The sequence below is a fragment of the Agrococcus sp. AC640b genome (assembly GCF_979255995.1).
This window is the reverse complement of the sequence record NZ_CEEDMM010000001.1, coordinates 108,451-122,587: the sequence shown is the minus strand read 5'-3', so window position 1 is coordinate 122,587 and position 14,137 is coordinate 108,451. Positions and strand designations below refer to the sequence as shown.

Annotated in this window: 11 protein-coding genes; 4 read left to right on the top strand and 7 right to left on the bottom strand. The window is 74.1% G+C overall.

Translation table 11 applies throughout. The features are described 5' to 3' along the window. Positions 1–86 precede the first annotated feature (86 nt). Positions 87–665, top strand: a complete 579-nt coding sequence (locus ACZ6H8_RS00655) for a CDP-alcohol phosphatidyltransferase family protein (protein WP_464143412.1) — start codon at positions 87–89, stop codon at positions 663–665. Between the two features lie 13 nt (positions 666–678). Here ACZ6H8_RS00655 and ACZ6H8_RS00650 read toward each other — a convergent pair whose 3' ends face one another. Beyond that, positions 679–1,593: a LysR family transcriptional regulator gene (locus tag ACZ6H8_RS00650; RefSeq protein WP_464143410.1), complete on the bottom strand. Its 915-nt coding sequence runs from the start codon at positions 1,591–1,593 to the stop codon at positions 679–681. A 101-nt stretch (positions 1,594–1,694) separates the two neighbouring features. Between ACZ6H8_RS00650 and ACZ6H8_RS00645 the strand changes: the two genes are divergently transcribed. The 3 genes from ACZ6H8_RS00645 (at position 1,695) to ACZ6H8_RS00635 (ending at position 5,891) form a co-directional block, all read left to right on the top strand. Next, positions 1,695–3,023, top strand: coding sequence for an MFS transporter (locus ACZ6H8_RS00645; RefSeq protein WP_464143409.1), 1,329 nt, complete (start codon positions 1,695–1,697; stop codon positions 3,021–3,023). Continuing rightward, positions 3,020–4,672: an amidohydrolase gene (locus ACZ6H8_RS00640; RefSeq protein WP_464143407.1), complete on the top strand. Its 1,653-nt coding sequence runs from the start codon at positions 3,020–3,022 to the stop codon at positions 4,670–4,672. Before ACZ6H8_RS00645 ends, ACZ6H8_RS00640 begins: the two co-directional genes overlap by 4 nt. A 163-nt stretch (positions 4,673–4,835) precedes the next feature. After that, positions 4,836–5,891 (top strand): Glu/Leu/Phe/Val dehydrogenase family protein, encoded by a 1,056-nt coding sequence (locus tag ACZ6H8_RS00635; RefSeq protein WP_464143406.1) that lies wholly within the window; start codon positions 4,836–4,838, stop codon positions 5,889–5,891. A gap of 12 nt (positions 5,892–5,903) precedes the next feature. On the opposite strand, the gene ACZ6H8_RS00630 is transcribed toward ACZ6H8_RS00635, so the two are convergent. The 6 genes from ACZ6H8_RS00630 to ACZ6H8_RS00605 form a co-directional block, all read right to left on the bottom strand. After that, a complete protein-coding gene (locus ACZ6H8_RS00630; RefSeq protein WP_464143405.1) occupies positions 5,904–6,485 on the bottom strand; it encodes a DinB family protein in 582 nt (193 codons plus the stop codon). An 80-nt stretch (positions 6,486–6,565) separates the two neighbouring features. Continuing rightward, the gene (locus tag ACZ6H8_RS00625; RefSeq protein WP_464143404.1) at positions 6,566–8,689 is read right to left on the bottom strand and encodes a DEAD/DEAH box helicase; all 2,124 of its coding nucleotides are present in this window, start codon (positions 8,687–8,689) and stop codon (positions 6,566–6,568) included. 223 nt (positions 8,690–8,912) lie between these two features. Then, positions 8,913–10,202 carry an SRPBCC family protein gene (locus tag ACZ6H8_RS00620; protein WP_464143403.1) on the bottom strand — a complete coding sequence of 430 codons (1,290 nt, stop codon included), beginning with the start codon at positions 10,200–10,202 and terminating at the stop codon, positions 8,913–8,915. Between the two features lie 9 nt (positions 10,203–10,211). Continuing rightward, positions 10,212–11,117, bottom strand: a complete 906-nt coding sequence (locus ACZ6H8_RS00615; RefSeq protein ID WP_464143401.1) for a lysylphosphatidylglycerol synthase domain-containing protein — start codon at positions 11,115–11,117, stop codon at positions 10,212–10,214. Further along, positions 11,114–11,854, bottom strand: coding sequence for a class I SAM-dependent methyltransferase (locus ACZ6H8_RS00610; protein ID WP_464143399.1), 741 nt, complete (start codon positions 11,852–11,854; stop codon positions 11,114–11,116). Before ACZ6H8_RS00610 ends, ACZ6H8_RS00615 begins: the two co-directional genes overlap by 4 nt. Further along, positions 11,854–14,133 (bottom strand): hypothetical protein, encoded by a 2,280-nt coding sequence (locus ACZ6H8_RS00605; protein ID WP_464143396.1) that lies wholly within the window; start codon positions 14,131–14,133, stop codon positions 11,854–11,856. Before ACZ6H8_RS00605 ends, ACZ6H8_RS00610 begins: the two co-directional genes overlap by 1 nt. Positions 14,134–14,137 lie beyond the last annotated feature (4 nt).

Sequence of the window (14,137 nt, the reverse complement as noted above, 5' to 3'; positions counted from 1 at the left end):
GGGCCGGCATTCCCCTGCCGCGCTGCGCGCGACACGGTCTGCGGCCGCATGCCGCAGGCGGGTCTCCATGCTGCCAGACTGACCGCATGGAGTCGACGCAACGAGACGCCGGCTGGAAGACGTGGCCGAACCTCATCACCGTGGTGCGGTTCCTGCTCATCGTGCCCGTGTGCGTCGTGCTGCTGCGCGGCGGCGAGGGCGACTGGCTGCCGGTCGTGCTGCTGGGCGTGTGGGCCTCGACCGACTGGGTCGACGGCCAGCTGGCGCGCAGGACCGGCCAGGTGTCGGTCATCGGGGCGAAGCTCGACCCGTTCGTCGACCGCCTCGGCACCGCGATCATCGCGGTCGTGCTCGCCGTCATCGGGGCACTGCCAGTGTGGATGCTCGTCGTGCTCATCGTCTTCGACGTCGCGGCGACGCTCTTCGGCGTCAAGGCCGCCGCCGAGGGCAGGCTGCCGGTGACGTGGGTCGGCAAGGTGCGCACGTTCGTGCTCTTCACGGCGCTCATCGCGCTCGTCGCCGCCGTGACGATCGCGCCGTGGCTGCTCGTGCCCGCCTACGTGCTGCTGGGCGCCGGCCTCGTGCTGCACGTCTGGGCGGCGCTCGGCTACGTCATCTCGGCCGTGCGACAGGGCCGCGACCGCCGGGCGCGCACCGCCGGCTGAGCGAGCCGACCGCTCACGTCTCGAGCGTGCGGGCGACGCGCTGCAGCCGCCGACGGGTCGCGCGCAGCATGTGCCTGGCGAAGCGCGCGACGACCTCCTCGACGAGGTCGGCGTTCGGGTTCGCCGGATCCCACCCCGCGATGAGCGGAAACGTGACGGGCACGCGATCGGCGACGACCGGCACGGCGACGCAGCCGGGGAACGGGTCGTCGGTGAGCACCGCGACCCCCTGCCCGGTACGCACGAGCACGCGCGCGATCGAGGGGTGCCGCACGACGACGTGGTCGCGGTAGGCGGCGCCGCGGGCGTGCACGGCCGCGTCGAGCACGCGACGCGCGGCGCTGTTGGGCGTCAGCAGCACGAGCGGCTCGGCGAGCAGCTCGTCGACCTCCACGCCCCCGCGGCGTGCGAGGGGATGCGTCGCAGGCATGTGCGCCCGCACGACCCCGTCGGCGAGGCGGCGGTGCGTCCACCCGGGTGCAGGGGTGCGGGTCGAGACGCCGAGGTCGGCGCCGCGGGCGCGGGCGACGTCGAAGACGCGGAACGGGTCGGCGGCCTCGCAGTCGAGCACGGGCAGCCCCGCACCGTCCGCGACGAGGAACGGCACGATCGCCGAGTCGATCGTCGCCGACGGCGCGATGACGTGCAGGCTCGTGCGCTGCTGCTCGGCCTCCTGCTTCGTGCGGCCGACGACGTGCTCGGCCTGGGCGAGGAGGTCGGAGACGCGATCGTAAAATCTCGCACCGTCGTGGGTCGTGCGGAGGGCGCCCGCGCCGCGCACGAGGAGCGTGACACCCAGCTCGTCCTCGAGGCCGCGCATCTGCCTGCTCATCGCGGGCTGCGTGATGCCCACGCGGCGCGCGCCGCCGGAGATCGACCCCTCCTGCACCACGGCGACGAACGAGGCGAGCACGCGAAGATCGGGCATGCATCCAGAGCATAGAGGCCTGCCGAGAATGCATTCGACAACGAGCCGCGCTCGTCGCAGCATGGTCGCGACGCGTTCCCCCGCGCACCGAGAGGACTCCCATGACCACCACGACGGCAGCGACCGACCCGCAGACGCGGGCTCGTCGCGCACGCTTCGGCTCCTTCGTCGGCACCGCGATCGAGTGGTACGACTTCTACCTGTTCGGCACCGCGGCTGCGCTCGTGCTCCCCCAGGTGTTCTTCCCAGACGCCGACGCGGCCACCGGCCTGCTCGCATCCTTCGCGACCTTCTGGGCGGGCTTCCTCGCCCGCCCCATCGGCGGGCTCGTCTTCGGCCACTTCGGCGACCGCCTCGGGCGCAAGCACACCCTCGTGATCACGCTCATGATCATGGGCGTCGCGACGTTCGGCATCGGCCTGCTGCCGGGTGCCGACGCGTGGGGCGTCGCCGCCCCCGTCCTGCTGATCGCGCTGCGCGCCTTGCAGGGCATCGCAGTCGGCGGCGAGTGGGGCGGGGCCGTGCTCATGGCCTCCGAGAGCTCCGAGCAGGGCCGCGGCGTGCGGTCGGGCATGTGGGTGCAGCAGGGCTCGCCCGTCGGCAACATCCTCGCGACCGTCGCCTTCCTCGCCGTCGGCACGCTCGACATGGATGCGTTCGTCGCGTGGGGCTGGCGCGTGCCGTTCCTGCTGTCGGCCGTGCTCGTGCTCGTCGGCCTCATCATCCGGCTCAAGGTCGAGGAGTCGCCCGAGTTCGAGGAGCGCGCTGCCGAGCACGTCGTGCCGCGCCTGCCGCTGGGCGAGCTGCTGCGGCACCACTGGCGCATGCTCGTCGTCGGCACCCTCGCGTGCGGCCTCGGCATCGGCGGCGCGTACTTCACGTCGACCTTCATGCTGTCGTACACGACCACCGAGCTCGGCGTCGACCGGCAGACGATGCTCATGGTGCTGCTCGCGACCGTCTTCGTGCAGTTCGCGTGGCAGCCGGTCGCGGCACGCCTGGCGGAGCGCTTCGGCACCACGCGGTTCATGGTCGCGGTGCTGCTCATCGCGATCGCGATCGCCTTCCCCGCGTTCCTGCTCATCTCCAGCGGCGAGACGTGGGCGATCCTCGTCGTGCTGTGCGCCGTCATGCTGCCGACGTCGGGCTACTACACCGTGCTCGCCGGGTTCCTCGCGCAGGCCTTCCCCGTGCAGATCCGCTACACCGGCATCTCGGCGTCGTACCAGCTGTGCGCGACGCTCATCGGCGGCACGACGCCGCTGCTGGCGCAGCTGTCGCTCAACCTCGCAGGCGGCAGCTGGGTCGGCATCGCGATCTTCTACGTCGTGCTCATCTCGGTGACGCTCGTCGGCGTCGTCGGCGTCGGCCGCCTGTCGGGCTTCTCGGCCTCGGCGGAGCGCGCCGAGCGCGAGGGGGTGTCGGCATGAGGCTCGACGCCATCCTCCAGCACGGCCGCATCTGGACGGGCGACGCGACCCGGCCCACCGCGTCGCGCGTCGGCGTCATCGGCGGCCGCATCGTCGGCATCGACGACGAGCTCGACGGCCTCGCAGCCGACTCGGTCGTCGACCTCGGCGGCGCACCCGTCGTGCCCGGCTTCCACGACGCGCATCTGCACTTCTCGCTCTACGGGCAGAAGCTGCTGCGCCTCGACGTGTCCGCCTCCGCGTGCCCCACGCTCGACGACGTGTACGAGACGGTGCGTGCAGCGGTCGCCGACGCACCAGCGGGCACGTGGATCCTCGGCAGGGGCCACGACCAGAACAAGCTCGGCGGGCATCCCACGCTCGCCGTGCTCGACCGGCTCGCACCCGAGCACCCCGTCTACCTCGAGCACACGTCGGGCCACATGGGCGTGACGAACTCCGCGGGGTTCCGAGACGCCGGCCACGCAGATCTGCGACGACTCCCCGACCTCGAGGGCGGGCACGTCGAGCGCGGCGGCGACGGGATGCCGACGGGGCTGCTGCAGGAGCGTGCCCAGGAGCTCGTGAACCACCGGTTCCTGCCCGTCGACCTCGAGACCCACCGAGCGGGCTCGCGCCTCGCGTCGCGCGAGCTGCTCGCGATGGGCATCACGTCGGTCACCGAGCCCGGCATCGGCGCGCCCGGCCAGGTCGGGCAGACGCCCGTCGAGCTGCGCGCCTACCAGGACGGCATCGAAGCGGGCGACATCCGACTGCGCATCGACGCCATGCCGTACCACCGGGTGCTGCACGACCTCGGCGGCATCGGCGGCGACGAGACCGGCTTCGGGCTCGACCTCGGCATCCGATCGGGCTTCGGCGGCGACCGGCTGCGCATCGCAGGCGTGAAGGTGCTCAGCGATGGCTCGCTCATCGGCCGCACCGCGGCGATGTGCTGCGACTTCGACGACGATCCCGGCAACAACGGGTTCCTCATCGACGAGGTGGACGACCTCACCCGCACGATCGTCGCCGCGCACGCCAACGGATGGCAGGTCGCCACGCACGCGATCGGCGACCGCGCCCTCGACGCCGTGCTCGACGCCGTCGCCGAGGCGCAGCGCGTCGCGCCCAGGCACGATCCGCGTCACCGCATCGAACACTGCGGCGTCTCGCGCCCCGAGCAGCTCGACCGCGTCGCATCCCTCGGGCTCATCCCCTCGCCCCAGGGTCGCTTCGTGTCCGAGACGGGCGACGGGCTGCTGTCGGCCGTCGGCCCCGATCGCACGGCGTGGGTCTATCGCATGCGATCGTGGCTCGACCGCGGCATCGTGCTGCCCGGCTCCACGGACGCGCCGATCGTCCACGCCGACCCCATCTGGAGCATGCAGGACATGGTGTCGAGGCTGACGGCCGCCGGGGCGCCGCTCGCGCCCGACGAGGCCGTGACGGCCGAGGAGGCCCTGCGCGCCTACACGTTCGGCTCCGCCTACGCCACGCGCGACGAGGCCAACCGCGGCACGATCGCCCGCGGACGGCTCGCCGACATGGTCGTGCTCACCGACGACCTGCTGCAGGTCGATCCGTCGCGCATCGCGAACGTGCGGGTGGGCGCGACGATCGTGGGCGGCGAGGTCGTGCACGACGCCGGCGCGGTGACGGTGCGCTGACGCGCTGAGGACTCCGTGACGACGGGCAGGATGCGCCATGCGATCGGCTGCATGGCGCATCCTGCCCATCGTCACGGATCGTGATTGCGCGAACCGCTCGCTGCAGTCACGATGTGAGGCATGCCGCGCGATCCGCGGCCTCCCCCGCGAAGGAGCGAACGCCATGAGCGCCATCCCCGAACTCACCCACGAACGCGTCGTCACCGCGGCCGGCACGAGGTCGGGGCTGCCGATCACCGTCGCGCTGCACTCGTCGGTGCTCGGCCCCGCGCTCGGCGGATGCCGCATGTGGACGTACCCGACGTGGGCGGACGGACAGGCGGACGCGCTGCGACTGTCTGCGGCGATGACCTTGAAGAACGCAGCCGCCGGCCTCGACGCCGGCGGTGGCAAGGCCGTGATCGCGCTGCCGATGGGCACGGTGCTCGGCGACGACCTGCGGCGTGCGGCGCTGCTCGACCTCGGCGACCTCGTCGAGACGCTCGGCGGCCGCTACCGCACCGCGGAGGACGTCGGCACGACAGAGGACGACATGGTCGTCGTGCGCGAACGCACCGCCCACGTCGTGGGCCTGCCCGCCGACCGCGGCGGCGCAGGCGAGCCCACCGTCGGCACGGCGCTCGGCGTCTACGCCGCCGTCGCCCCCACCCTCGAGGAGGCCTTCGGCGACGGACGCATCGCCGGTCGCAGCTTCGTCGTCGCAGGACTCGGCCAGGTCGGCGGTCGTCTGGCGCGCATGCTCGCCGACGCGGGCGCCGACCTCGTCGTCACCGACGTCGTGCAGGCGAAGCGCAGCCTCGCCGACGAGCTCGGCGCACGCTGGATCGCACCGGAGGAGGCGCTCACGACCCCTGCTGACGTGCTCGTGCCCGCCGGCCTCGGCGGCGTGCTCACCGCCGCCGCCATCCGTGCCCTGCCTGTGCGTGCCGTCGTCGGCCCCGCGAACAACCCGCTCGACGAGCGCGAGGGTGCGGCGCAGCTCGCCGAGCGCGGCATCGTGTACGCACCCGACTTCCTCGTGAACGCAGGCGGCGTCGTCCACCTCACCCTGCTCGACGCCGGCGCCTCCCGGCGCGAGGTCGACGCGCGCGTGCTCGCGATCGGCGACACCGTCCGGCGCGTGTTCGCCGCCGCGCGAGAGCACGACACGACGCCGCTCGAGGCGGCGGAGCGACTCGCGCTCGCCAGGATCGACGCCGCGCGCCTCGTGCACGCCTGACGCGCCGCGCGGTCAGTCGACCGCGGCCTCGGCCACGGCCCGCAGCCGCTCGACGTACGACGACCACCATGCGGCGTCCTGGTCCGGCAGGTTCGACGACGATGCGCGATGGCCGACGGCGCCGTCGACCTGCTCGCGCAGCACGTCCATGTGCCCCGCATGCCGCGCGACCTCGGCGACGAGGTGCACGAGGATGCGGTGCAGCGTGACGTCGACGCCGTCGTCACCCCACCACGGCACGGTGCCCGTCGACGTGAGCGTGAGCGCGGCGACGGTCGCGTCGCCGTGCGCCTGCACGCGCAGGTAGCGGTCGACGACGTCGGCCATCGACTCGTCGGCCTCGGCCCACATGTCGGCGTTCGCCTCGGCCTCGTCGGCCATCCACGGCATGGGCTCCGGCCACGGCCTGCCGAAGACGCTGCCGAGGTAGTCGGCCTCGACCGACGCGACGTGCTTGACGATGCCGAGCAGGTTCGAGCCCGTCGCGGTGCGCGGCATGCGCGCCTCGCGCTCGGAGAGACCGTCGAGCTTCCACAGCAGCGCATCTCGGTGCTGCTGGAGGTACCGCAGCAGCGCCGCCTTCTCGTCGTCCAAGCCTCGAGGATGACGCATGCCACCGACGCGGGCGGCGTCGCGGCGCCGGTCGGTCGCAGCCGACCGGCACCGCGCACGCCTCAGTCGCCGCGCTGGCGCAGCGACTGCTCGAGCAGACCCACGAGGGTCTCGAGCCGCATGTCGACGCTCGTGACGTCGCGCTCGATGCCGTCGAGCGCAGCCTGCGCGAGCCCGGCCTTCGAGTCCAGCAGCTCCGCGATGCGGGTGTCGACCGTGTGCGCTGCGACGATGCGCCACACCGTCACCGGCATCGACTGGCCGATGCGGTGGATGCGGTCGATCGCCTGCGTCTGCTCGGCATCCGTCCACGACAGCTCGGCGAGCACCATGTTCGACGCGACCTGCAGGTTGATGCCGATCCCGGCCGCCGTGAGCGAGCAGACCGCGACGGACACCGACGGGTCGTGCACGAACGCGTCGATCGCGGCCTGCCGTGCCGCTGGCGTCTGGTCGCCGCGGATCGACACGGTCTTCATGCCGCGCTCGGCGAGCGTGCGCTCCGCGATGTCCATCGCATCCACGTGCTTCGCGAACAGCACGACCTTGCCGGCGCTGCGCGCGAGCTGCGCGGCGTAGTCGGCGGCGAGCGCCGCCTTCGCCGTGCCGATCTGCCGCACGAGGCGGAAGACGTTCTCGCCGGAGCTCGCGCCGTCGTCGCCATCGACCTCGCTCGTCGCGATGCGCCGCACGAGGGCGTGGTCGATGCCGTCGGTCGGCTCGGTGCGCGCCGCCACGGCGCGGTCGTAGCGCTGCACGAGCCTCGAGGCGAGCTCGCGCTCCGCCTCGCGGATCGAGCGCGCCGCGACGGCGTCGAGCTCGACGGGCAGGTCGGCGATCGTGCGAGCGGGGATGTCGGAGGCCACGTCGACCTTGCGGCGACGCACGATGCCCATGTCGACGACCGCGTGCCGCGCGGCACGGTAGAACGCCGAGTCCATCGGCGTGAGGTGCGTCGCCTCGAGCGCCTCGGTGAGCTCCGCGTTCGGCTGACGGCCGTCGATCCACCCCAGCAGCTGCCAGATGGCGCGGAAGTCCTCGATGTCGTTGATGAGCGGCGTGCCCGTGAGCGCCATCAGCAGCGGCCGCGCATGGCGGGCGCGGATCGACGCCGAGATGTCGAGCACGTGCCGCGATCGCTTCGAGGCCGTGTTCTTGATGAAGTGCGCCTCGTCGACGACGAGACCGCGGAACCCGTGGCGGCGCAGCCAGCCGACGTGACGGTCGAGCACCTCGTAGTTGATGACGATGACGTCGGCGAAGCCGTCGAGGCGGGCACCGTCGCCCTGCACGATCGACACGGTGCGACCGGGGATCCAGCGCTCGGCCTCGCGCGCCCAGTTCATCTTCACGACGCTGGGGCTCACGACGAGCAGCGGGAAGGCGCCTGCGGCCTCGGCCGCGAGCAGCGCCTGCGCCGTCTTGCCGAGCCCGGGCTCGTCGGCGAGCAGGAACGAGCGGTGGCCGTCGTCGACGGCACCCACGAGCTGCGCCTGGTGGCGCATGAGCTCGAGGCCCTTCGGCGTGAAGCGGTCGATGCCCTCCGGCAGCTCCATCGTCGCCGCCGTGCCGTCCGCGCCGTACTCGAACGAGTGGAACAGGGGGTCGAGCAGGTCGAAGCCCGCGAGCCTGTCCGGTCGCGGCGTGCGACGGGGCGCGTCGAGGTCGGGTGCGAGGAACGGGTTCGCGAGCTGCTGCGCCTCGACGGACGCGGGCACGACCTGCCGCTCGAGCTCGATCGTCGTCACGGGGTCCGGCGTGGGCTGCGGCTCCGGCTCGACCTCGATGCCCGCCGCCTGCAGCATCGTGCGACGCGCCTCCTGCGCGGCCGCCGACGGCGGTGCGCCCTCGCCGAGCAGCGGCAGCAGGGAGGGGTCGCGCGATGCGGCCTTGCCGAGGATGAGCGCGACGCCGTCGAGGCGCTTGAGCTCCTCCGCGCGACGCTCGTGGCCGAGCGATGCGTCGCCCTTCACGCGGGCGCGCTCCTCGCGCACGAGCATCGCGGACGCCTGCAGCTTGGCGCGAGCCGTTCGACTCGCCGCGCCGCGCTGCACGCTGCCCTCGACCTCGCGCGCCGCGCGCGCGAGCCTCGGGATGATGCCGCCCTCGCGGCGCTGCTGCTGCTGCTGGCGCTGCGCGTCCGGCCGCTCGGCCGTCGCGGTGCCGGCACCCTGCGGATCTGCCACTGCGTCTCCTCTCGACGCGTACGCGTCACAAGTCTGCACACGAGGCGTCGAGGTCTCCGTCGACGAGCCATGCGGATCCTCGAACGCGGATCGGCAGGTGCCGGACGGTGGCGGGGGCGGGAACGGTCGTGCCTGGGATCGTGGCGACGACCGGCCGGACGCCGGTGCTGCCGACCATGCTACCCCGTCATGGGCTGGATCCGCCCTGTGCGCGCGGCGCGCGTCACCGACGTGCCGTGCGGCGCTCCCTCGTCGTCGCTCGGATCGCGTCGATCGCGAGCGCCGCCACGAGCACGACGGTGCCGACGACCGCGAGCGCGGCGGCCAGCACCATGCCGGGCAGCACGCCGAGACCGACGATCGCGGGGACGACGAGCGCGAGGCCCAGCAGCACGCCTGCGACGACGATCGCGGCCCCCACGGCGGCGAGGATGCGCAGGACGCGGCGATCCAGCGCGCCGAGCACGAGCCTGTCGTGCCAGGCGTGCCAGCCGTCGAGCACGTCGTGCATCGCGGGCGCGTCGCGATCGTCGACGTCGACGCGGGCGACGGCGAGCCCGAGCGACGTCGCCACGATGGCGACGCGTGCGACGCCGCCGTCGATGCGGTCGGCGACGACGGCGGCGACGTCGGCGTGCATCGCCGCGAAGCCCGGCGCCGCGGCGATGGCGAGCCCGTCTCCCACGACGACGTCGACGTCGCGCTCGTCGAGCCGTGCCAGCAGCACGGGCAGCTCGGCGGGGTCGTTGCGTCCGTGACCGCCGAGCGTCACGACGACGTCTGCGCGACGTGCGGCATCGCGCAGCGCGTCGGCGAACGCCGCAGCGCCCTCCGAGCCCGGCGCGACGGGCGCGACGTCGACCCGGGACTCGGCGGCGGCGTGCTCGGTCGCCGCGAGCGCGACCTCCGCGGTGGCGGGCACGACGACGACGTCGAGGTCGAGGTCGGCTCCGTCGGCGGTGCCCAGCAGCTCCGGCACGAGCACGTCGAGCACCTCGGCCTCGTGCGCGGGCACGACGACCACGACGTACGGTGCCGATGCGGCGGTCGCGGTGGCGTCGGCAGCGGGATCGAGCCGCTCGGCGAGCGCGGCGAGCAGGTCGATCGACGCCAGCAGCCGATCCACGGTCGTCGCGCGGGCCCGCTCGAGCCGCCGCTCGTCGTGCAGCGCCGTCCAGTCGTACGTGTGGGTCACGCGGCTCGAGCCGTCGCCGAGGTCGTCGACGTCCCAGCGCCACTCGTGACCGACCGGGGCCGATCCCGGCTCGGCGGGCCGCCACGCGATCGCACGCCCCTCGTCGAAGGCGACGACGTGGTTCTCGCGCACGCCGCCGGTGGTGATCTGCATGGCGAAGACGTCGCCGACGGCGTGCACGCGCTGCCCGGCGGCGGCGTGCGCGAGGTTGGCGTTGCCATCCCACTCCGGCTGCCGGGAAGGATCGGCGATGAGCTCGAAGATCGTCGCCGCAGGTGCGTGCACCACACGCGACGCCTGCACGATGCGCTCGTCCATGGGGCGAGCCTATTCGCGTCGACGACGGCCCGCCCAGGTCGCGACCGCGGCCGCTGCGACGTCGACCGCAGCCGCCGCGACGCGCGTGACGAGCGCGGTCGCGAGGGCCGGTCCCGCACCGAGCGTGGGCGCGAGCAGCGCGGCGAGCACGCCCTCGCGCACGCCGATCCCCGCGGGTGCGAGCACGACGACGACGCCACCCGCGTACGCGGCGGCGAAGCCCGCGACGACCTCGGGCGTCGCCGCCGTCCATCCCGCGCCCGTCGCGAGGGGCACGATCGCGAGCGTCTGCAGCGCCCAGCCGCCCAGCAGCGCGCCGACGACGACGCCCCACGCGGGCCACGGCAGGCGCGCGGGCACGCCCGTGGCGACGCGCAGGATGCGGCGGAGCACGGCGGGCACGAGGCACGCCGCGACCGCCGCGAGCACGACGACGGCGACGAGCGGCACGGCGCCCAGCGGCCCCGCGCCGACGATACCGACCCCCGCGACGACGATCGCCGCGCCCGCGAGCTGGCTGACGACGAGCAGCGCACCCACGCCGACCGCGACGCGCACCGGCACCGCGTGCCTGCGCAGCAGCGCCGCCTGCGCCCCCACCGACCAGACCGAGCCCGGCAGGTACTTGCCGAGCTGCCCGACCGAGAGGATGCGCGCGGCCTCGAGCCACGGCAGCCGATGTCCGCTCGCGGCCAGCAGGCCACGCCAGATCGGCAGCAGCGAGCCGACGGCGACGGCGGCACCGACCACGGCGAGCGCGATCGTCCACGGTGCCGTCGTCGAGAGCGCGCCCACGAGCGCTGGCCCGTCGTCTCGGAACCCGACGACGAGGGCGGTGAGCGCCGCGGCGACGAACGCCCACCCGAGCACGCCGCGCAGGATGCGACGTCTGCGCGAGGCGCCCTCCTCGCTCACGCCGCGCTCGCCACCGCGAGGACCGAGAGCCCGAAGGGCAGGCGGACGCCGCGGCGCACGAGCGGCACCTCGGTGGCGAAGGCGGCGCCCAGCAGCCGGTTCACCGCGGCGGGGGGCACGGCGGAGCCGGGGCTGCGGTCGATGCGCAGCGCCGTGAACGCGCCGCGTGCCAGCGCCGCGGCGGGGAGCAGCACGGCGTTGAACGACGTGATGGCCTCGACCTGCAGCCCAGCGGCGGCGAGCTCGTCGCGCAGCCCTCGCATCGTGTATCGGGTGCGATGGTGCAGCACGCGATCGTGGGCGCTCCACATCCACCGGTACGCAGGCACCGTCACGACGACGCGGCCTCCGGGTGCCAGCCGTGCACGCACCTCGTCGAGCGCGGCGGCGGGATCCTCCACGTGCTCGAGCACGTCGAGCATCGCGATGAGCTCGAAGCGCTCGTCTGCCGCCAGCGTGGACGCGTGCGGCCACATGCCCTCGCGCAGGTCGAGCTCGCCATCGACGCGATCGCGGGTCAGCGCGCGACCGATCTCGCTCGGCTCGAGGCACGTCAGCGTGCCGTGGCGGCGCAGCATCGGCACGTTGCCTCCCGTGCCGCTGCCGATCTCGAGCACGCGCGAGCCGATGGGATCGCGAGGCGCGCCCAGCACCGCCTCGACGATGCGGCGACGGCCGACGCAGAACCAGTGCGTGCGCTCGCGGGCGGCGAGCGACCGGTAGGCCTCCGGCTCCATCAGCGACCTCCGTCCCACTCGACGCCGTCGATGCGCGCGACGGCCCGGGCGCCGGCGCCGTCGCCGACCACCTCGACGCGCACGACGATCCTGCCATCGACGATCGCGGCGGCGTCGACCGGCACGACCGCCATGAGGACGCCGTCCTCCGGAGACGCCGCGACGGTCTCGTCGCCGACCGTCAGCACGACCGTCGCGGGTCCCTCGGTGTAGCCGGTCACGACGAGTCGGTTCGGCACGGCGTCGACGTCGACGTCGAGCACGACGAACGCCTCGCCAGCAGCCTCGTCGAGCAACGTCATCTGCGGGTCGCGGCCGAGCCAGCCGCCGAAGAGGTGGTCGCCCGCCCCTGGATCGAGCAGCGAGAGCCCCTCGTCGCCCACGTCGAGGTCGAGCGTGCCTGCGACGAGCCCGGGGGCGACCTCCTGCGACGTGAGCCAGTCGCGGCCGACGGCAGCCTCGGCGTCGACGAGGAACGCGTCGCCGACGGGATCCTGTGCCGACGCGTACGTCGCATCCATCGAGACGACGGCGGTGGGGACGAGCAGCGGCACGAGCGTCGTGCGGTGCCCGCCGTCGAGGTCGACGTTCACGATGGGCTGCGCCGCGAGCGCCTCCGACGCGGCGAGCTGCATCGTCGAGGCGGGCAGCACCAGCTGGACGCGCGTGAGCGGGCTCGCCGCGAGCACCGCGACCACGCCCACCGCGCCCGCCAGCACGGGCGCGACGAACGCGCGCGCCTGTGGCACGGGCACGCCGTGGCGCATCAGCGCCCCCACGCCCGCGGCGAGCAGCGGCGGCACGGCCAGCGGCGCCGCGACGCCCAGCCACTTCGCCGTCGAGTAGCCGTCGATGCCGTAGACGACGCCGAGGCCGGCGAGGCTCAGCGCGAACGTCGCCGTGACGACGAGCGCTCCCGCCGCATCCGGCGTCCGTCGCCACCGCCAGGTCGCGCCGAGGATCGCGACCACGACGACGACCCATGCGGCGACCGCGACGAGGCCGGGCACGCCGCCCGCCACCTCGAGCCCCACGACGCCGGCAGGAGACACGAGCGGGATCGCGATGCCGGCGCTGCCGTCGACCTGCGCCACGAGCGAGCGCGCGAAGCGTCCGGCCTGCGGCAGCAGCACGACCGCCGCGGCGAGGGCTGCCGCACCGACGCTCGTGACCACGAGCCTCCTCGGCATCCGCCAGCGCAGCACGACCCATCCCGCGAGCGCGAGCGCGACGGGCATCGCCGACAGCGAGAGCGTCGCGTTCGAGGCGACCGCGACGGCGAGGATCGCCCCCGCGACGAGCCCGACGCGCGCCGCCTCGCCGTGCGTCGCCACCGTCGGCACGAGCGCGACGCTCGCGACGGCGCCGACGAGCAGCGCCGCCGCCGCGAGCCCTCCCGGCTGCGCCTGCGCGATCGGCAGCATCACGACCGCCGAGAGCGTCGCCGGCACCGCCACGAGCACCGCGGTGCGGGGCGACGCCGCGAACGCGATGCGCACGAGCGCCATCGCAGACGTGACGAGCACGATGAGCATCACGAGCAGGAACGGCGTGAGCAGGCCGACGGGGTGGATGCCCGTGAGCCGTGTCATCGCGACGAGCAGCGCCGTCACCGCGGGCTTCTCGAACCCGGCCCGCAGCGCCTGCGACGCCCCGTACTCGTCGGGATGGCTCGCCAGGAAGGCCGCCTCCCCGTCGAGCCAGACGAGCACGCTGCCCGCGTACCGGTGCCAGTCGAGGATGCCGAGCGTCCATGCGGTGAGGCCGTGCCTCGCGACCGGCAGCATCGCCACGCCCGCGAGCGCGATCGCGACGACGTCGAGCGACGTCGCCCGCGCGCCGACGCGAGCACGCAGCGCGACGCCGAGGGATCCGGGAGTCGCGGCACGCACGGCGCGCACGAGCCGCACGACCACCGCCACGGCGGCGACGCCGACGACGGCGAACGGTGCGACGAGGACCCGCCCCGTGATCGCGTGCTCGAGGAGGCACGGCAGGGCGATCGCCGTGGCTCCGATGGCCAGCAGCAGCCCCAGCGGCAGTCCGTGCCGCACCCGCGCCGGCAACGCCGACGCCGCCGATGCGCCCACGATGGCGAGGAGCGCCAGGATGCCGCCGCTGGCGACCCCCACCTGCAGCACGCCCAGGGCGTCGGCGGCTGGCGACGAGCTCGCAGGCAGCAGCCATCCGAGCGCGACCACGAGCGCGGCGATCGCCGCGACGCCCAGGCCGACGACGACGTCGCGGCGCGCGATCGCCGGCGCAGCAGTGCTCGTCATCGGG

Excerpts from the sequence above, each read along its gene's own strand:
- ACZ6H8_RS00655 (WP_464143412.1), top strand. The coding sequence starts at position 87 with ATGGAGTCGACGCAACGAGACGCCGGCTGGAAGACGTGGCCGAACCTC.
- ACZ6H8_RS00650 (WP_464143410.1), bottom strand. The coding sequence starts at position 1,593 with ATGCCCGATCTTCGCGTGCTCGCCTCGTTCGTCGCCGTGGTGCAGGAG.
- ACZ6H8_RS00645 (WP_464143409.1), top strand. The coding sequence starts at position 1,695 with ATGACCACCACGACGGCAGCGACCGACCCGCAGACGCGGGCTCGTCGC.
- ACZ6H8_RS00640 (WP_464143407.1), top strand. The coding sequence starts at position 3,020 with ATGAGGCTCGACGCCATCCTCCAGCACGGCCGCATCTGGACGGGCGAC.
- ACZ6H8_RS00635 (WP_464143406.1), top strand. The coding sequence starts at position 4,836 with ATGAGCGCCATCCCCGAACTCACCCACGAACGCGTCGTCACCGCGGCC.
- ACZ6H8_RS00620 (WP_464143403.1), bottom strand. The coding sequence starts at position 10,202 with ATGGACGAGCGCATCGTGCAGGCGTCGCGTGTGGTGCACGCACCTGCG.
- ACZ6H8_RS00610 (WP_464143399.1), bottom strand. The coding sequence starts at position 11,854 with ATGGAGCCGGAGGCCTACCGGTCGCTCGCCGCCCGCGAGCGCACGCAC.
- ACZ6H8_RS00605 (WP_464143396.1), bottom strand. The coding sequence starts at position 14,133 with ATGACGAGCACTGCTGCGCCGGCGATCGCGCGCCGCGACGTCGTCGTC.